18 protein-coding genes are annotated in these 18060 nt (G+C 48.0%); 3 read left to right on the plus strand and 15 right to left on the minus strand.

Annotated features, from left to right (window positions below):
• The coding region (locus tag H8J70_RS12455; RefSeq protein WP_222433559.1) for a transposase at positions 1-366 on the plus strand (366 nt) is incomplete at its 5' end.
• Between the two features lie 28 nt (positions 367-394).
• Positions 395-823, plus strand: coding sequence for a transposase (locus H8J70_RS12460; RefSeq protein WP_343068682.1), 429 nt, complete (start codon positions 395-397; stop codon positions 821-823).
• Between the two features lie 136 nt (positions 824-959).
• On the opposite strand, the gene H8J70_RS03340 is transcribed toward H8J70_RS12460, so the two are convergent.
• The 12 genes from H8J70_RS03340 to H8J70_RS03395 all read right to left on the minus strand — a co-directional run bounded on the left by H8J70_RS03340 (position 960) and on the right by H8J70_RS03395 (position 13920).
• Positions 960-1643, minus strand: a complete 684-nt coding sequence (locus H8J70_RS03340; RefSeq protein ID WP_186502449.1) for a GntR family transcriptional regulator — start codon at positions 1641-1643, stop codon at positions 960-962.
• Positions 1644-1939: 296 nt separating this feature from the next.
• On the minus strand, positions 1940-2617 hold the full coding sequence (locus H8J70_RS03345) for a cyclase family protein (protein WP_186502450.1): 678 nt from the start codon (positions 2615-2617) through the stop codon (positions 1940-1942).
• A 42-nt stretch (positions 2618-2659) separates the two neighbouring features.
• Positions 2660-3361 carry a cyclase family protein gene (locus tag H8J70_RS03350; RefSeq protein ID WP_186502451.1) on the minus strand — a complete coding sequence of 234 codons (702 nt, stop codon included), beginning with the start codon at positions 3359-3361 and terminating at the stop codon, positions 2660-2662.
• Positions 3362-3418: 57 nt separating this feature from the next.
• Positions 3419-4699, minus strand: a complete 1281-nt coding sequence (locus H8J70_RS03355; protein WP_186502452.1) for an MFS transporter — start codon at positions 4697-4699, stop codon at positions 3419-3421.
• A 488-nt stretch (positions 4700-5187) separates the two neighbouring features.
• Entirely contained in the window at positions 5188-5865 is a 678-nt protein-coding gene (locus H8J70_RS03360) for a cyclase family protein (protein ID WP_186502450.1), read from the minus strand.
• Between the two features lie 42 nt (positions 5866-5907).
• On the minus strand, positions 5908-6609 hold the full coding sequence (locus H8J70_RS03365; protein ID WP_186502451.1) for a cyclase family protein: 702 nt from the start codon (positions 6607-6609) through the stop codon (positions 5908-5910).
• 57 nt (positions 6610-6666) lie between these two features.
• Positions 6667-7947, minus strand: coding sequence for an MFS transporter (locus tag H8J70_RS03370; protein WP_186502453.1), 1281 nt, complete (start codon positions 7945-7947; stop codon positions 6667-6669).
• Positions 7948-8381: 434 nt separating this feature from the next.
• On the minus strand, positions 8382-9398 hold the full coding sequence (locus H8J70_RS03375; protein WP_186502454.1) for a zinc-binding alcohol dehydrogenase family protein: 1017 nt from the start codon (positions 9396-9398) through the stop codon (positions 8382-8384).
• Positions 9395-10942, minus strand: a complete 1548-nt coding sequence (locus H8J70_RS03380; RefSeq protein ID WP_246415251.1) for a mannitol dehydrogenase family protein — start codon at positions 10940-10942, stop codon at positions 9395-9397. Before H8J70_RS03380 ends, H8J70_RS03375 begins: the two co-directional genes overlap by 4 nt.
• 131 nt (positions 10943-11073) lie before the next feature.
• Positions 11074-12153: a mannonate dehydratase gene (uxuA, locus tag H8J70_RS03385; protein WP_186502456.1), complete on the minus strand. Its 1080-nt coding sequence runs from the start codon at positions 12151-12153 to the stop codon at positions 11074-11076.
• 163 nt (positions 12154-12316) lie between these two features.
• Positions 12317-13264 carry a 2-hydroxyacid dehydrogenase gene (locus H8J70_RS03390; protein ID WP_186502457.1) on the minus strand — a complete coding sequence of 316 codons (948 nt, stop codon included), beginning with the start codon at positions 13262-13264 and terminating at the stop codon, positions 12317-12319.
• Between the two features lie 101 nt (positions 13265-13365).
• Positions 13366-13920 carry a 3'-5' exonuclease gene (locus H8J70_RS03395; protein ID WP_186502458.1) on the minus strand — a complete coding sequence of 185 codons (555 nt, stop codon included), beginning with the start codon at positions 13918-13920 and terminating at the stop codon, positions 13366-13368.
• A gap of 116 nt (positions 13921-14036) precedes the next feature.
• On the opposite strand from H8J70_RS03395, the gene H8J70_RS03400 reads away from it, so the two are divergent.
• Positions 14037-14756: a M48 family metallopeptidase gene (locus H8J70_RS03400; RefSeq protein ID WP_186502459.1), complete on the plus strand. Its 720-nt coding sequence runs from the start codon at positions 14037-14039 to the stop codon at positions 14754-14756.
• Here H8J70_RS03400 and H8J70_RS03405 read toward each other — a convergent pair.
• From H8J70_RS03405 to H8J70_RS03415, 3 genes are all read right to left on the minus strand, one after another.
• The gene (locus H8J70_RS03405) at positions 14753-15619 is read right to left on the minus strand and encodes a cation diffusion facilitator family transporter (protein WP_186502460.1); all 867 of its coding nucleotides are present in this window, start codon (positions 15617-15619) and stop codon (positions 14753-14755) included. The genes H8J70_RS03400 and H8J70_RS03405 overlap by 4 nt on opposite strands.
• Positions 15620-15841: 222 nt before the next feature.
• Positions 15842-17029 (minus strand): ABC transporter substrate-binding protein, encoded by a 1188-nt coding sequence (locus tag H8J70_RS03410; protein WP_186502461.1) that lies wholly within the window; start codon positions 17027-17029, stop codon positions 15842-15844.
• A 71-nt stretch (positions 17030-17100) separates the two neighbouring features.
• Positions 17101-18054 (minus strand): peptidoglycan DD-metalloendopeptidase family protein, encoded by a 954-nt coding sequence (locus H8J70_RS03415; protein WP_222433561.1) that lies wholly within the window; start codon positions 18052-18054, stop codon positions 17101-17103.
• Between the last annotated feature and the right edge of the window lie 6 nt (positions 18055-18060).

Here is an 18060-nt window from a genome sequence, read left to right on the forward strand (position 1 = left end):
AAGATCGCAGTTTGTGGCCCCAACCGCAACAGTTATTCCAAGACAGACCCTTCGGCAACCTTCATGCGTATCAAGAAAGACTATATGGGCAATGACCAGCTTCTTCCTGCATATAATGTTCAATTTGGTATTGCAGATGAATACATTGCTGTGGCTGACGTCAGTCAATACCGTTCCGACATGGATTGCTTCGTCCCATTGCTGGAAAAGTTTCATGAAACGTATGGCTTTTATCCCAAGTACCCTGTAGCTGACGCGGGATATGGTTCGTACAACAACTACATCTACTGCGAGCAACATGGCATGGAAAAGTATATGAAGTTCCCCATGTTCAAAAAAGAGACAAACCGACAAAAACTACCATGAGAATCCCTTCCGTCCCGTCAATTTCAGGATTGACGAGAACGGCACACTTCGCTGTCCAGCGGGGAGGGCGTTTCATTTGCAATATCGACGAAATGTCAGAGGAAATCTATATGGACGACAAGAGGAAATCTACCAATGCGAAGACTGCACGGATTGTCCCTATGCGGCACAATGTAAAAAGACGGATAAGAATAGAACAATCAGCCTCAACGAAGAACTGACTTCCATGCATCAAGAAGTTGTGGATAACTTAGAAAGTATCCACGGTGCCCTTCTACGCATGAATCGTTCCATTCAATCGGAAGGCACCTTCGGTATCATGAAAAACGACCGATGGTACAAAAGAATTGTCCGAAAAGGCATAAAACAGGTTCGATTAGAGATTTTCCAGGTTTCCATCGGACATAACCTCTATAAATATCACAATAAAAAACTACGCTTGCAAAAAGCCGTATAAACTATAAAAATACTGCTTTATGGGGAAAGGGGCTTTGCGCCCATTTTTTAAAGGTCATTCTCTAAAAAAGGAAAAAGAGCATGAAAAAAAGGAAGTGGACAAAATGCTTTCGCATTTTGTCACACTCCCTTTTATATTATAGGAAATAATCCGGATAGGTTTTCTTCAGCTGTTGTACATCCGTATCAAACTTGGTCAGGTGTTCATGCAACAAGGCTACGCCTTTTGCTTCATCATGCGCTTCGATGGCAGCAACGATGCCTTCGTGGATGTGGAGAGGAATTTCAATGGGTTCAGCAAATGCATTGAGGGTCCGCGCCCGGAAGTAATCACGGCTGGCCTGCATCAGTGTTTGCCAGACGTACTGTTTGTCACAGCCCGTAAAAAGGGTGCTATGAAAGCTGTTATCGGCTGCATAGAACCCGCGCGGATCGCCTGCGTCGACAGCCTTGTGCTGTTCCTGGATTAACTGCTTTAATTGCTGTAAATACGGCTCCGGAAAGGACTTACAGGCTTCCCGTACGACAGCCTCTTCCAGGACGACGCGCATGAAGCGCGATTCTTCCATGACGTGCATATCCAGCTTGGCAACGAACGTGCCCCGTTGCGGTAAAATATCGAGGAGCCGTTCCTGCGCCAAATGAATGAAGGCTTCCCGTACAGGTGTACGGCTCGTTTCCAAAATACTGGCTACTTCCTTTTCTGACATAGCCGTACCGGGAGCAAGCTGTACGGACATAATGTTGTTATAGAGCGTCCGGTATACATACGACCGGACATTTTCCCGCGGCTCTGCCGCCTGTGTTTGTAACTCAATCATTAGCCTCACCTAACTATTATAAATTTATACCGTCTCCTAAATTCCTACCCGTACTGCACAAAAAAGCTGATTTTACCCGGTCCCTAAGCACACGGACCAAGGAAGAAGCGTCGCTTTTATATCCCTGGGGAAGTTCCCTTTTGACGGATAACAACCTGATACCATATATACTATTTAATTATAGCATACCACCCATACATAAGCTAGCAATTATTCCTATTTGGGGCCAAAATACAATAAGATAATTTTATAATAAAAATACTCCTCCTGATTTCTCAAGAGGAGTATCACCATTCTTATTCTACTTCGGCAATAATCGTAACCGGTGCACTATCTACATCTAAGGCACGAATAGGTGCTACGGTAATACTTTTTACGGTCTTTCCTTCCAGCGGGGAAAGCATCATGTCTTCAATGACTGTAACAAAGTGATCCGTATAATACCCCAGCAGCCAGTGATGGGCTTCCGTTGCATAGTCGTTACATACCGAGCCGAGGGACAGGGAATCGAGGCCGATCGTCTTTAAATCAGGGAAATTTTCTACCAAGTATTTACAAAGCCCCGGATGGGCACTGGGATTTTCATATTTATATCCCTGCGGATCCAGTTCCTTCTGTTTTTCAAAGCCCGTACGGAAAAGCAACAGCTTCGCCTTGGCAATCTGGTCTTTATAGGGCATGACATCTTCTGCCGTAATGACTTCTTTCTTTCCCTTGGGAATATCGAGAATCAAAATGTCGTCGCCTTTAAAGCAGAAATATTCCATCGGCAATTCAGTAATCTTAGGTCCCTTAGCATTGAAATGACGCGGTGCATCATAGTGCGTGCCATAGTGGTTTGGAATCACCATGATGGACGTGTTGCAGGCGCTGCCATCAATGCCAATAATATCATGCCGGCCAGCAGAATATACGGGGGCATCCGGCCAGGCGATTTGACCTTCAGCTAATGGATAGGAAAGATATACATACATGTAACATCACCCTTTCAATTAAGATCTGATCCAACGTATTATTTATTTCTTTTCAAAGAAGGCTACTGCATGGACCGGCGATCCGGAACCGTCTTTAATTTTTAGCGGAACGGCCACAAAGAATACTTCATCCGGCAGCAGGCCCAGATTATACAGGTTTTCAACAATCAGAATACCTTTTGGCAATAAGGTCTTGTGTGTCGGGTCAGTACCGGCGAAAACGTCCAATGCCAGGGCATCGCAGCCTACGATCTTTACGCCTTTTTCGGCAAGGTACTGAGCCCCATCCTGGGCCAGGCCCGGCCAATCTTTGAGGAAATCGTCATAATTCGGTTTCACACCATAGCGTGCATCCCAGCCGAAGTGGAGCAGGACAATATCATCCTTTTGAATTTCTACATGGTCTTTTTCCCAGGCCATGATATCTTCCTTATGGAAGAGCCCCAGTGGCCCTACCTGTGTGGCTTCAATCTTTACAGCGTGGCCCATGAACTGTTTAACGGGCACATCACTTACAGGCGTAGCACCTGTAATAAAGTGACGCGGTGCATCCATATGGGTGCCGCAATGTTCGCCCATCGTAATGGCATAATGCGTTGCCGGGTCACCTAATTCCGTCGATTCGACAATGTTGTGGAAAAAATGCTGATGCGTTGGCCAGACAGGCATACCTTCTTCCATGGTCAGTGTTAAGTCCACGGCTTCCATGTTGTTTAACGCCTGGGCAATATCTTTTGTATTCACACTACTCAGCTCCTTTACGAGATACAGAAAACATAGGAATAGTTACCATGCACAGCCTTATGCAGCAGCCTGATCTTCGTCTTTATGAACCGTTTCCTTAATGATCGCTAACGGAATATACGAAAGAGCCAGCATGATGGCCAAGACGATATAGTGGGCTGTAAAGCCGTAGGTTTCAATAATCCAGCCGGCCGTCGGTGCTGCGAAGAAACCGGAAAGGCCCAGGGCAATACCAATCATAAGACCCATAGAAGAGCCGGCCGATTTCGGCAAGGAATCGATCAACAGGGCATACATAACAGGGAACGGTGAATTACGGAACAAGCCCCAGAAAATCAGGATCATCCAGGCGGACATTTCCGTATTGATGAACATACAAGCCAATGTAGCTACTACCCAGCCAGCAGTAATAATGCGCAAGGCAAATTTACGGCCTGTCGAGTCGGATACGGTACCCCAGCCAATCTGGCCAATCCAGCCAGTCAGGCCAGAAGCACCGGAAACAACAGCAGCGGCTGCTAAGGAAATGCCTGCCACCGTAGTCAACTGCAGGGTCATGAAGGTAGTAATGGCTGCTTCGGACCAAAGGAAAATAAAGATAGTAATAATAGCCATGACGCAGTTTCTGTTATGGAGACAAACGCCAACATTTTTAATCATTTCGCCAAGAGAAGGTTTCTTGCCTTCTTGTTCCACTTCATCCAGCGGCTTGGTCATTTTATGATCTTCAATCCATTTGTAAACTTTTTTCTGGTTCTTTTCTGTCCCAAAAAGTAACTGAAGAATAATAATAGGAATAGCCAAAAGAGGTACAAATGTAAAAGCGTCATGCCACGTGCCTACAGCCAGGATATAGCTGATAATAACAGGCCCTAAGAATTGGCCGAAGGGGAAGCCCGTATGGTGAACACCAATAGCGAAGCCACGGTGTTCTTTTGGCCACCATTCGCCGATAATAGCTACGTTTACCGGTTCCGCGCCACCAGTACCCATACCTAACACAGCCAGGGCGCCACGCATGGCATTGACACTAGTACACATAGCTGTTAAGATACCGCCGGCAGCAGCTACTACCATGCAGCAAATCCAGGTCCAGCCCCGCTTATAGCCAGAGCCGACGGAGTCCGATAAAATACCAAAGAATGTTGCACCAATAAAGGCACCGATAAACATGGCCGAATTCAAGAAACCAACTTCTGTTGCGCTCCAATGAAATTCTTCCATAATAGCCGGTAAAACAGTCGGTAAAATAATGCGCGAAACGGAAGTTGCTAAAATAGCTAATGTCGTTACTAATAACAGTATCCACGATATGGGATGAGCTTTAGGCATTTTCATAAAGATACACTCCTTCTTTTTATTTAATTGCTAATACCTGCTTCGTCTCCTCGTTTACTAATCGTTTACGCTCCTTTCCTCCGTATTTTATTTAAACAGCTCAACATATTTTTATTAAATATATTAATCTGTTTTAATATAAATTAAAAATATATTTAAGGCATTACCTATTTTTTCTTAAATCATCTTCTTATTTTCTTAAATTCCGCTTTTTCCACTATACTAACATTCTAGCACTTAACAGAATGATGTCAACAGATTTATAAAATTCATATATATCAAATTTGTATTGATTCGTTATTTTTATTGCTAAAATGTAAAGCTATAAATTTATTATCATTTACTAATCCATGTAAGCAGTTCTCATGATAAAAATAGTGAGGCCCGGCAAGCAAGCTCATTTCCATATACAAGGTAAATCTTAACAAAAAATACTCCTCCCGATTTCTCAAGAGGAGTATCTTTATTATTATGTTACTTCACCATTCTTATTCTACTTCGGCAATAATCGTAACCGGTGCACTATCTACATCTAAGGCACGAATAGGTGCTACGGTAATACTTTTTACGGTCTTTCCTTCCAGCGGGGAAAGCATCATGTCTTCAATGACCGTAACAAAGTGATCCGTATAATACCCCAGCAGCCAGTGATGGGCTTCCGTTGCATAGTCGTTACATACCGAGCCGAGGGACAGGGAATCGAGGCCGATCGTCTTTAAATCAGGGAAATTTTCTACCAAGTATTTGCAAAGCCCCGGATGGGCACTGGGATTTTCATATTTATATCCCTGCGGATCCAGTTCCTTCTGTTTTTCAAAGCCCGTACGGAAAAGCAACAGCTTCGCCTTGGCAATCTGGTCTTTATAGGGCATGACATCTTCTGCCGTAATGACTTCTTTCTTTCCCTTGGGAATATCGAGAATCAAAATGTCGTCGCCTTTAAAGCAGAAATATTCCATCGGCAATTCAGTAATCTTAGGTCCCTTAGCATTGAAATGACGCGGTGCATCATAGTGCGTGCCATAGTGGTTTGGAATCACCATGATGGACGTGTTGCAGGCGCTGCCATCAATGCCAATAATATCATGCCGGCCAGCAGAATATACGGGGGCATCCGGCCAGGCGATTTGACCTTCAGCTAATGGATAGGAAAGATATACATACATGTAACATCACCCTTTCAATTAAGATCTGATCCAACGTATTATTTATTTCTTTTCAAAGAAGGCTACTGCATGGACCGGCGATCCGGAACCGTCTTTAATTTTTAGCGGAACGGCCACAAAGAATACTTCATCCGGCAGCAGGCCCAGATTATACAGGTTTTCAACAATCAGAATACCTTTTGGCAATAAGGTCTTGTGTGTCGGGTCAGTACCGGCGAAAACGTCCAATGCCAGGGCATCGCAGCCTACGATCTTTACGCCTTTTTCGGCAAGGTACTGAGCCCCATCCTGGGCCAGGCCCGGCCAATCTTTGAGGAAATCGTCATAATTCGGTTTCACACCATAGCGTGCATCCCAGCCGAAGTGAAGCAGGACAATATCATCCTTTTGAATTTCTACATGGTCTTTTTCCCAGGCCATGATATCTTCCTTATGGAAGAGCCCCAGTGGCCCTACCTGTGTGGCTTCAATCTTTACAGCGTGGCCCATGAACTGTTTAACGGGCACATCACTTACAGGCGTAGCACCTGTAATAAAGTGACGCGGTGCATCCATATGGGTGCCGCAATGTTCGCCCATCGTAATGGCATAATGCGTTGCCGGGTCACCTAATTCCGTCGATTCGACAATGTTGTGGAAAAAATGCTGATGCGTTGGCCAGACAGGCATACCTTCTTCCATGGTCAGTGTTAAGTCCACGGCTTCCATGTTGTTTAACGCCTGGGCAATATCTTTTGTATTCACACTACTCAGCTCCTTTACGAGATACAGAAAACATAGGAATAGTTACTATACACAGTCTTATGCAGCAGCCTTGTCTTTATCCTTATGGACAGTTTCCTTAGTAATTGCCAGAGGAATAAAGGAAAGAGCCAGCATGATTGCTAAGACAACATAATGGGCAGTAAAACCAAACGTTTCAATAATCCAGCCGGCCGTCGGAGCTGCAAAGAAACCGGAAAGGCCCAGGGCAATACCAATCATAAGACCCATGGAAGAACCGGCCGATTTCGGCAGAGAATCGATCAACAGGGCATAGACAACGGGGAACGGTGAATTACGGAACAAGCCCCAGAAAATCAGGATCATCCAGGCAGTCATTTCTGTGTTAATGAACATGCAGGCCAAAGTAGCAATAATCCAGCCAACGGCGATAATGCGCAAGGCAAATTTACGGCCTGTCGAGTCGGATACAGTACCCCAAACAATCTGACCAATCCAACCGGTAATACCAGAAGCACCGGAAACAACAGCAGCGGCTGCTAAGGAAAGGCCAACAACGGTGGTTAACTGCAAGGTCATGAAGGTTGTGATAGCCGCTTCTGACCAGAGGAAAATGAAATCAAAGATAATAAGCATGACGCAGTTTCTGTTGTGTAAGCAAATACCAACATTTTTAATCATTTCTTTAAGAGACGGCTTTTTGCCTTCGGCTTCTACTTCATCCAACGGCTTCGTCATCTTGTGGTCTTCAATCCATTTGTAAACTTTCTTCTGATTCTTTTCTGTACCAAAGATTAACTGAAGGATAATAATAGGGATAGCCAAGAGAGGAATAAAGGTAAAGGCATCGTGCCAGGTACCTACAGCCAGGATATAGCTGATAAGGATTGGCCCTAAAAACTGGCCAAAGGGGAAGCCTGTATGATGAACACCAATAGCAAAACCACGATGTTCTTTTGGCCACCATTCGCCGATAATAGCTACGTTTACCGGTTCGGAACCACCAGTGCCCATACCTAAAATAGCCAGAGCACCACGCATGGCATTGACAGTTGTGCACATGGCCGTCAAAATACCACCAATACCGGCAGTAATCATGCAGCAGATCCAGGTCCAGCCTCGCTTATAGCCGGAGCCGACAGAGTCCGATAAGATACCAAAGAATGTCGCACCAATAAAGGCACCAATAAACATTGCTGAATTTAAGAAACCAACTTCAGTTGCGCTCCACTGGAATTCTTCCATAATAGCTGGTAAAACGGTAGGTAAAATAATACGTGAAACGGAAGTTGCCAAAATAGCTAATGTCGTTACTAATAACAGTATCCACGATATGGGATGAGCCTTAGGCATTTTCATAAATATACACTCCTTTTTTTAATTAATTGATAGTGTTTACGTTTTCTCCTCCTTTAATACTAGTTTTCTTCTCCTTTCTTATGGGTTTATTTAATGTTATTAAGATATCATTATTTAATATCTTAATAATTACCAGATTATATCAAAATAAGTTTAATCTTATATATGATTTTTTCAAATTATATTTTTAATTTACTTTAAATCCGTGTTTTTAATATACTAACATTCTAGCACTTAACAGAATGATGTCAATGAATTTACACAATTTATATATATCAAATATGTATTGATTTGTTATTCTGATTACAAAAAGGTAAAATTAAATCATAATATTTTATTTTTTCTTTTTAGTCATATTAAAAAAAAGAGTGAACCCCATACCCTGTGGGTTCACTCTCATCATATTGCACACAAAACAGCTGTTTTGACTGTGCTTAGAATTTTAAAATAATCTTCAGTACTTTATCCGGATTTTCATCGCTGAACTGGAATGCTTCTGCTGCTTTTTCGAAGGGGAAGGTGTGCGTAATGATTTCCTGCGGTTTTACGCTGCCTGCTTTAAACCAGTCGATAACTTCAGGGAAGCGATGGTTATTGAGGCGTGTGCCGATGATTTCCAGTTCTCTGCCCATGATGTCTACCTGGCGGATAGGCAGTTCCTGTGTCGTAAAGCCTAAGACGACGACGCGGCCGGCCTGGCTGGGCAGGTCACGGATGCACGTAGCCAAAATCTTAGCGTTTGCCGTTGCTTCATAGATCAGGTTGAAGCCCAGGCCATCGGTAAATTCTTTCATGGCATCTACAAGGTCCGTCGTATTGCCATTGATGATCATATCAGCGCCCAGTTCTTTTGCTTTTTCAAGACGGCTTTCTTCCAGGTCGAGGATGGCTACGCGGGCACCTTTCATTTTGGCAACCTGCAGGATGATCAAACCAATCGGGCCGGCACCACAGATTAATACGGTGTCATCGCCACTGAGGCGGCCTCGGTGTGCCACCTGGGCACCGATAGAGAAGGGTTCTACTGTGGCAGCAATTTCCCAAGGCAGATCTGCCGGCAGCTTATAGACCTGATCGGCGTTGACGGCAACGTATTCCTGGAAACCGCCATCTTCATGTACGCCCATAACGTGCAGGCTGGTGCATACATTGTGCCGGCCAATACGGCAGGCATAGCAGTGGCCACAAGAAACGACAGGGTCCACGACGACGTGTTCACCTACAGCAAAATCACCGGCCTGGTCACCGACTTTGGCAATTTCACCGGCAAATTCATGGCCTACGACGCGGGGATACGTAGCAAACGCGTTTTTGCCATGGAAAATATGCACGTCGGAACCGCAAATGCCGGCAGCCTTTACTTTGACCAAAACCTGATTTTCTTTGATGGCCGGGATTTCCCGTTCTACCACGGCGATTTTCCCCGGTGTTTCTACTACAACTGACTTCATTTTATACTACCTCCTACATATTTTATTAATACTTCCCGTACAGCGCCAGGACCGGCAATGAGTTCTTTAAAATACGTTTCAACGACCGGTTCAAGACCTAAGGCCGTCAAATCAAGGCCGCCCCAAATGGACGTATGCGAGAGGATAGGCTGTAATACGCCTGTTGCCGTATCGGGCTGTCCCAGCTTGACCGGTGCAAGGACGTGCTGCAAGTCTGCCAGCAGCGGATCCGGACTGGGCTTAAAGGCGTTCCCCTGGTCATCGATGCCCAGCAGATAACGACACCAGCCGGCAATGGCTAAGGGGATATATTTCAAATCTTTGGCTTTCTGGCCATACGCCTGCAGTGTGCCGCCATAGCGTACACCCACTTTTTGTGACGTATCGGTGGCAATGCGCTGGGGCGTATCGGGTACATTCTGATTCGGCAGCCGTTCTTCCAAAAATTCCTTGAGGAAATCTTTAGGATGAATAACGCCAGGATCAGCCACTACGGGCAAGCCTTCGTCATAGCCAATTTTTTCGGCTAAGCCCCGCAGCTGCGGGTCCTGGATTTCATCGGCGATCTTGACGTAACCAAGGAGGCAGCCATAGACAGCTAAAGCCGTATGGAGCGGATTCAGGCAGGTGCCTACTTTCATGCGTTCGCACTGATTGACCGTTTCCCGATCCGTAAAGATGACGCCTGCTTTTTCAAGGGGCGGACGGCCGTTCGGGAAGCTGTCTTCAATGACCAGGTATTCCTGTGGTGCTGCATTGGCAAAGAGGGCATATGTGCTGTGTCCGGCTTGAATGAAATCCATATCTGCTACGTCTTTATGACGCAGTTCTTCCTGTACCGTAACCGAAGGGCTGGGCACGATTTTATCAATCATGCTGTACGGGAACGATAAGGTATCCGTTACGTAGGACACAAAGCCCGCTTCTACCTGGCCCTGTTTGGCCCACGTTTCTGCAAAGGTCAGGAAGGCCTTGCGGACGCGGTCGCCATTGTGGGAACAATTATCCATACTTACAAAGGCCGTCGGCACAGCACCGGCCTGATACCGGGCATAGGCCAGCGAAGCCAGCATGCCCATAGAGCTGACGGTCTTAGCCGGGCCATTCGCCAAATCAGCCCGGACGTCGTCTAAATACGCACCATCAAAGCCGGTTAAGTTATAGCCTTTTTCAGTAATCGTAAAGCTGACGAGCTGCAGCGTAGGTGCCGTAAAAATCTGCAGCAAACGCTGCCAGTCTGCCGTCCGCTCCCGTTTTACGGCAACGGCTTCGGCTACACTGCCGATAACTTCGGTCTTATAGGGGCCATCCTTTTCCATGATGACATTGATAAAAAGGTTATCGTATGGCGTATACACGTCATCGATGACGGCAGCATTATGAGTCGTAGCTGCAATGATTCCGGTCTTAGCCAGGCCCTGATTGAGCAGACGCTGCTGCAATACTGCCACATAGGACCGGAACAGGTTGCCACAGCCAATATGCAGCCATTGCGGCCGGGCCAGCGTTTCTTCCCGGACAGCCTGGTCATCAAACTGATACAAAGTAAACCCCTTTTCCTGCCATGCATCACGTTGCATACGCACGGCTGATCTTTTCAAGCGCAACATATACATTCCTCCAACACGTTTATATTTCTCTTATTGTACAATACATTGTGCCAGTTTGAAAGTAGTTACTGCGGTCCGCACAGACGATTGATGGCATCCCAAAGGCCGCAAATATAGTTGGCCCCTAAAGCTCTGTCGTATAAGCCATAACCGGGACGGCCTTCTTCGCCCCAAATCATGCGGCCATGATCAGGCCGGATAGGACCGTCAAAGCCAATATCATACAACGCTTGTACAATGTCTACCATATCTAAGGAACCGATAGCCGACTTATGGGCTACTTCATTAAATACCCACGGTTCATGAACCTGGACGTTGCGCAGGTGAATGAAATGGACGCGTTTCATGCGGCCAAACTTGCGGATAATGTGGGGAATGTCATTTTGCCGGTTAGAGCCGAGGGAACCGGTGCAAATGGTAAAGCCGTTGCTTTCACTATCGACCATGGCCGCAATCTTTTCAAGATCCCTTTCATTTTTGACGATGCGCGGCAGGCCAAAGACGGAAATAGGCGGATCATCCGGGTGAATGGCCAGCTTAATGCCGCAGGCTTCGGCTTCCGGTACGACAGCTTTCAGAAAATAAGCTAAATTTTCCCGTAAGTGCTCTTCATCCATCCCTTCATAGGCTTTAAAGAGCGCTTTCAGGGACTGCAGCCGTTCCGGTTCCCAGCCGGGCATGCTGAAGCCGTGGCTGTTATCGAGGATTTCATGCACCATATCCTGTGGTGTTTTTCCTTCTACCAAATGATAATCGTAGGCCAGGCACGTAGAACCATCGTATAAGGGTTTGGCCAAGTCTGTCCGCGTCCAGTCAAAAATAGGCATAAAATTATAGCAGACGACTTCAATACCTGCTTTCGCTGCATTTTTCAAGGACGTAATATAATTTTCAATATAGGCATCCCGCGTAGGCAGCCCCAATTTGATGTCTTCGTGGACATTGATGCTTTCCAGATCCTTAAAAACCAGATGATGCTTTTCTGCTTCCTGTTTCATCTGCAGCAGTGGTTCTGCCGGCCATACTTCTCCGACGGGAATATCATATAGGGCACTGACAATTCCATCCATACCTGGAATCTGATCAATTTGTGTCAGCGTAATCGGATCATCTTTTTCTCCATACCAACGAAAATTCATTCTCATTTTTATTTACCTCGTTTCACATAAATGATAGAAAATAGGTATAACAATATAGTTCTTTTTTCATGTTATATGCTACCATACCACTTTTATGATTACAATAGACCAGACGAAAAAAAAACCAGTCAGATGCTATTTTGGCATCTGACTGGTTAGACTTATCTTTTTAGAGAATAATGTTCTTTTGCTGGCCCTGCAGGTAGGCTTGAATATTGTCGAAGACAATGACCGCCCGTTTTTCCATAGATTCCTTCGTGGCAAAGGCTACGTGCGGTGTAACAATGGTATTTTTCGCATGGAGCAGGGGATGATCTGTAGCCAAAGGCGGTTCCGTTTCAAATACGTCAATGCCGGCACCGGCAATACGGCCTTCGTTCAACGCAGCGGCCAAGGCCTGGGAATCGACGATCGGACCACGGGCTTCATTGACCAAATAAGCCGTAGGCTTCATATACGACAAGGTTTCTGCATTGATCAGGCCCCGGGACTGTTCCGTAACAGGGCAGTGCAGCGATACGATGTCGGCCTGGGCCATCATTTCCTTCATGGGCAGGTATTTGATGAGTTCCGTGTCTTCCTTATGGGAGAAACCATTGTAGGCAATGACCTTAGCGCCAAAGGCATGGACCAGTTCGGCTACGCGCTGGCCAATGGCGCCGGTACCGATGAGGGCAACGGTCTTGCCTTCCAGTTCAGAGCCGATAAAACCGGCTTTCGTGCCGCCAGCCCGGCAGGCAGCGTCTACTTGCGGTACATAGCGGAGCAGGTCGAGAATCATGGCCAGTGTCAATTCGGCTACGGCAACGGTGGAGTAGCCGGAGGCATTGCTGACTTTGATCCCCTTGGCTTTAGCAGCGGCCAGGTCGACGTGGTCGACACCGGTAAAGGCTACGTCAATATATTTCAAATGCGGGCAGGCGTTGATGACTTCAGCTTTGAGAGGCATGTTGGCAATGATCAGGATGTCTGCATCCTTGGCTTCTGCAATCTGTACAGCCGGGTCGTCGTTGCGTTCGTAGGCAGTAAATTCATGACCTGCCGCTTTGACCTGGCCGACGTACGTAGCCAGCAGTTCCTGGCTGATTCCCAGCGATTCCAACAAAACAATTTTCATAGCATAAAACCTCCTTTAAATTAGGACCTTAGTTTTTTCTATATTATACTCATTCCCTCAGAAATTGTAAAACAAATTGTCCATACCCGCGCCGGTTCCACTTACAGGCTTTTTAAGCGTACGCCCGCCTGCTCGATGAGCTCTTCCATCGAACGGGCCCCGGTCTTCTCAGCCGCCTTGACGACAATATAGGCGCAAGCCCGGGCATCGTCCAAGGCCTGATGATGCCGAAAGGTATACCCCAGGTGCCCTGCCACGACGTCCAGCCTGTGGCTGGGCAGTTCCGGCCAGATGCGGCGCGAAAGCTGGACCGTGCAGATATACGAGGCCTGCGGTGGCTCCAGATCATACCACGACAGGAGACTGCGCAAGACGCGCATATCAAAGGCAGCGTTATGGGCCGCCAGAATACGGCCATCCAAATGCCGCCGGATAGCCGGCCAGAGGGCATTAAATTTCGGTTTTCCCGCTACCATGTCCGGTGTGATCCCATGAATACGCACCGTTTCCGGCGCAAAGACAATAAAGGGCGGGCGGATCAGGCTGTAGCCTTCTTTCACACAAGCCGCATCGTGCATGGTCACCGCCGCCAGAGAGCAGGCACTGTTGGGGTAGGCGTTCGCCGTTTCAAAATCAAGGGCAGTAAAATCTAACATACCATTCTCCTTTCCGGGACAATGGTCCCTACAGCTCGTATTATAGCATAAAAAGACATGGACAATGGGACAAAATAAGTATAGAGTAAACATACTAAAGAAAAAAGGAGTTCTCTATGTCTACACCTACACGCTATACAATCACGCTCTCAGACCGTACGGTTGTTACGTATGAGCTGCAGCGCAAAGCCGTAAAAAATATTAATCTGCGTATCCCGGGCGATGGCAAACTGTACGTATCGGCGCCGCCGGCAGTACCGCGCTCCCGCATCGAAGACTTTCTGCACCGCGAAGAGGCTTTTATCAGCCGCACCCTGGCAACACTACAAAAAGCCCCCGTGCTGACATTGCAGACGGGGGAAACGTACTATGTCCAGGGCCGGCCTTATATCCTGCGCGTCATTCATGGCCCGGCCGAGGCGATGTGGCTGCAGGGAAACACCCTTTGCCTGGAAACGGAGTCTGACACGGATTGGGAAACGCGGCGCCGCCTCTATCATGCATTTTTGCTGCAGCTCAGCCAGCCCTTGCTCACGGCCAGCCTAACGCGCTGTTACGCCCGTGTCAAGGCTTACGGCATACCGGTGCCACGCGTGACGATACGCTTTATGCAGACCCGCTGGGGCTCGTGTACACCGGCCCGGCAGACCATACGCCTCAATGCGTATTTAGCAATCATGCCCGACGCCTGTATCGACCAGGTCGTCCTGCACGAGCTCTGCCACTTTCTCGAAGCCAATCACTCCGCCCGCTTTTACGCCTGGCTGAGCCGCTTCATGCCCGATTGGAAGAGCCAGAAAAAGGCGCTCGAATCATACCGGCCATACTGTATTTAGCGGGGATCCAAGTGAATGATCGGGTCGCAGGGACCGTATTCCCGGTGCAGCGCCGTTTCTACCTTTTCGGAAATGGCGTGGGCCTGGATGAGCGGCAAGCCTTTATCCAGTTCCAAATGGAAATCCATCATCGTTTCCGTACCGGAAATGCGCGTACGTAAATGATGATAGCCCATGACGCCCGGTGTTTCCAGAATAATCGAACCAATACGCTTTTCTTCACTATCGCTTAAGGAGGCATCGGTCAGGTCATCGTAGCTGCGGCGGCACATCTTATAGCCGACGCGCAGAATGCCTACGGCTACGATGCAGGCAATGAGCGGATCGAGAATGGCCCAGCCCGTTATCTTCATGAGGAAAATTCCTGCCATGACGGCCGCTGAGGTCCAGACGTCAGCCCGCAAATGCATGCCATCGGCTTTCAGTGCTTCTGAACCGGTCTTTTCGCCGACATGGTAGAGCCGTGCCGAAACGACAGCATTGATGAGGCTGGAGCCAAGCATGACGGCCAAGGCCAGATCCAGCGATTGCGGTGTCTGGGGAGCAAAAAATTTGCCTGACGATTCATAGATAATACCCAAGGCCGCAACGATGATCAGAAGGGATTCAAAGGCTGCCGACACATTTTCCACCTTGCCATGGCCATAATCATGGTCTTTATCCGGCGGCAGCGATGCCTTGCGGACAGCCAGACAGGCAATGAATGCCGCCAGGAGATCTACACCGGAATGAATAGCTTCCGATACGAGGCTGACCGTCCCTGTCAAAAGGCCAATGGAAAGCTTGCCAATGACCAAAACCGTATTACTGATAACCGATAACCACGCCGTACGGCGCTTTAATACTGCTTCATCTTGTACCATATATATAACTTCCTTTTTTCCAATACATATAATCAGACATAGAGAAAGCCTGCAGAACCGCATATTACATATATGTAGTCCCGCAGGCTGCGCCTACTGCTTGCGCCCGGCCATAGAGCATGGCCTGTTCTTTACGCATATAGTATCACTTATATTCTCATTTGTAAATAGAATTTTGAGAATGTTTTAGTTGCAAATTCACATACGATGTATGCATTCTCATCATTGTGTAGTAACGGCCGGCCATTTCTTCAGCAATGCCGGCTCTCCTTGCCAGAAGGTGAGGATAAATACGGATTTAATCGCGTCGTGGTTGGAGTCGAGGACGACCCGGCCTGTCGCGCCGGTGAAATCCATGGTTTTAGCCAGTTCCTGGGCAATCTGTTGGGGTGACGCCGAATTGCCACGCCGCACGGCATCGGCTACCATCATGAGCGAATCGTAGCCTAAGGCTGCGTAGCTGTCCGGCCACTGGCCGTATTTTTCATAATACCGTTCGGCAAAGGTTTCTGCCGTCTGCTCATGCACGTCATTGGCGTAGTGGTCCGTATAAAAAAGATTCGTAAGATACGCCGCATCCGTATTCTTCGCCAAGGCCGGGCCGTTCCAGCCATCGGCACCTAAAATAGGAATGGTAATGCCAGACGAACGGGCGAGGGTAATGAATTCCCGCGCCTTCTTATCATATAAAGGCAGATATATAGCCTGACACGGCGGTTCCTGTACGGCTGCCAGGGCTGCCTTCAGGTCGCCCTGATAGGCGGCCAGATCGACAAAAGCCGTAATCGTGCCGCCATGGGCTTCGATGGTACTGCGATAAAATTCAGCCAGGCCTTTGGAATACGTACTGTCGCTATTGAACACGACGGCCGACCGCGTGACCTGCAAATATTCGACAGCATAATCGCCCATAGCCCGGGCCTGATAGGGATCGATGAAGGTCGCCCGGAACATATATTGGTAGACCTGCCGCGTTTTTGCGTCAACAGTAATGTCCGGGTCCGTACAGGCCGGACTGATAACCGGAATCCGCTGTGCTTCTGCCGGCCGCATGACTGCCGTCGCGCAGGCCGACATATTAGGGCCGATAATGGCACTGACATTACGCGTAGCAAGCTGCTGCACGGCCGTAGCCGCAGCATCGGCGTTGCCATGATTATCTACGCTGATCAGCTGCACCGGCTTGCCCAGGAGGCCGCCCTGTTCATTGATCATATCCCGTGCCAGTTCAATTCCCTGTTCCGTCGAGCGGCAATAAGCCTCGCCCGGTCCTGTCAGGGAAAGATTCGTACCGATCAATACGTCCTTGCGTTGCAGGGGCTGCGAATCAGAACGGCTGCAGCCTGAGGCTATCAGTGCCAGTCCCAAGAGACAGATGCCTATGGCCAGACAGGCGCTGAAATGTTTCATGTAGAGCTCCTTTCACACGAAAAAAGGCAGACAAACTGGCTGCAAGCTGCCAGTCCGTCTGCCTCGTCTGTTTATGGCAAGAACAGCATAGGATCTGTCGGTGTACCATTAACCCGTACTTCATAATGGACATGCGGGCCTGTGCTGCGGCCCGTACTGCCAGCCAGTGAAATAATATCTCCCGTCTTCACTTCCTGTCCTACGACGACAAGAAGCATCGAGTTATGTCCGTAGCGCGTAACAAAACCGCCGCCATGATCAACTTCAACGAGGTTGCCATAGCCATCTACCCAGCCGGCCATGGTGACCTTGCCAGACGCCGTAACCCGTACAGGCGTACCGTAATCTACGGCAATATCTACGCCTTCATGGAAGCCCGTACCGCCGCCGATGGGATTGCCACGATAGCCGAAATTCGACGTAATCGTGCCGTTGACCGGCCAAATGGACGGATAGTTCGATGCCTGGTACTGTTTGGATAATTGCTGCATTTCCCGGACCTGCTGACCGGCAGTATCACTCAGTACCGTCTTCAGCGTAATGAAACTGATAATGCGGGCGTTGGTCTTCGTTTCCAGCCGCGAGGTGGCATGTAACAGTTCATTGTAGTCAGCATGAGAAACGTCCGGCGATTTCTTCTGCTGTCCTGCTACGCCACCGTCACCTTTTGGGCTGTCACCCGTGCCGGCGCCTTTAACCATTTGCCGCAGCTCTTGGTCAAGGGCATCCATTTTATCCATTTTTTCCTGCAACGATGCCGTTTTTTCCCGCATCATCTCCAGTTGTTGTTCATGCAGTGCATTTTGTTCTTTCATTTCCTGGAGGGAAACGAACTCATATATCCCGACAAGCAGGCCGGCTACAATGACCACGGCCCCTGCCAGGACGAGGGTTATCCCTTTTTTATATTGTTTCGGTGTCAGCACCAAAGGCTCTGAACGCTGCAAAAAGCCCCGTTGCGACACGTGGGAAAAGACCTCTGCCAGCCGGCTTTTCCCTTGTTGGAACCAATCCTGAATGTTCAAACGTAT

It is taken from the genome of Megasphaera hominis (genome assembly GCF_014269395.1).
Classification (GTDB): domain Bacteria; phylum Bacillota; class Negativicutes; order Veillonellales; family Megasphaeraceae; genus Megasphaera; species Megasphaera hominis.

Coding starts and splice junctions, on each gene's coding strand:
- H8J70_RS03395 (WP_186502458.1), bottom strand. CDS start 13,920: ATGTTAGATTTTACTGCCCTTGATTTTGAAACGGCGAACGCCTACCCC.
- H8J70_RS03400 (WP_186502459.1), top strand. CDS start 14,037: ATGTCTACACCTACACGCTATACAATCACGCTCTCAGACCGTACGGTT.
- H8J70_RS03360 (WP_186502450.1), bottom strand. CDS start 5,865: ATGTATGTATATCTTTCCTATCCATTAGCTGAAGGTCAAATCGCCTGG.
- H8J70_RS03375 (WP_186502454.1), bottom strand. CDS start 9,398: ATGAAGTCAGTTGTAGTAGAAACACCGGGGAAAATCGCCGTGGTAGAA.
- H8J70_RS03390 (WP_186502457.1), bottom strand. CDS start 13,264: ATGAAAATTGTTTTGTTGGAATCGCTGGGAATCAGCCAGGAACTGCTG.
- H8J70_RS03340 (WP_186502449.1), bottom strand. CDS start 1,643: ATGATTGAGTTACAAACACAGGCGGCAGAGCCGCGGGAAAATGTCCGG.
- H8J70_RS03345 (WP_186502450.1), bottom strand. CDS start 2,617: ATGTATGTATATCTTTCCTATCCATTAGCTGAAGGTCAAATCGCCTGG.
- uxuA (WP_186502456.1), bottom strand. CDS start 12,153: ATGAGAATGAATTTTCGTTGGTATGGAGAAAAAGATGATCCGATTACG.
- H8J70_RS03410 (WP_186502461.1), bottom strand. CDS start 17,029: ATGAAACATTTCAGCGCCTGTCTGGCCATAGGCATCTGTCTCTTGGGA.
- H8J70_RS03355 (WP_186502452.1), bottom strand. CDS start 4,699: ATGAAAATGCCTAAAGCTCATCCCATATCGTGGATACTGTTATTAGTA.
- H8J70_RS03405 (WP_186502460.1), bottom strand. CDS start 15,619: ATGGTACAAGATGAAGCAGTATTAAAGCGCCGTACGGCGTGGTTATCG.
- H8J70_RS03370 (WP_186502453.1), bottom strand. CDS start 7,947: ATGAAAATGCCTAAGGCTCATCCCATATCGTGGATACTGTTATTAGTA.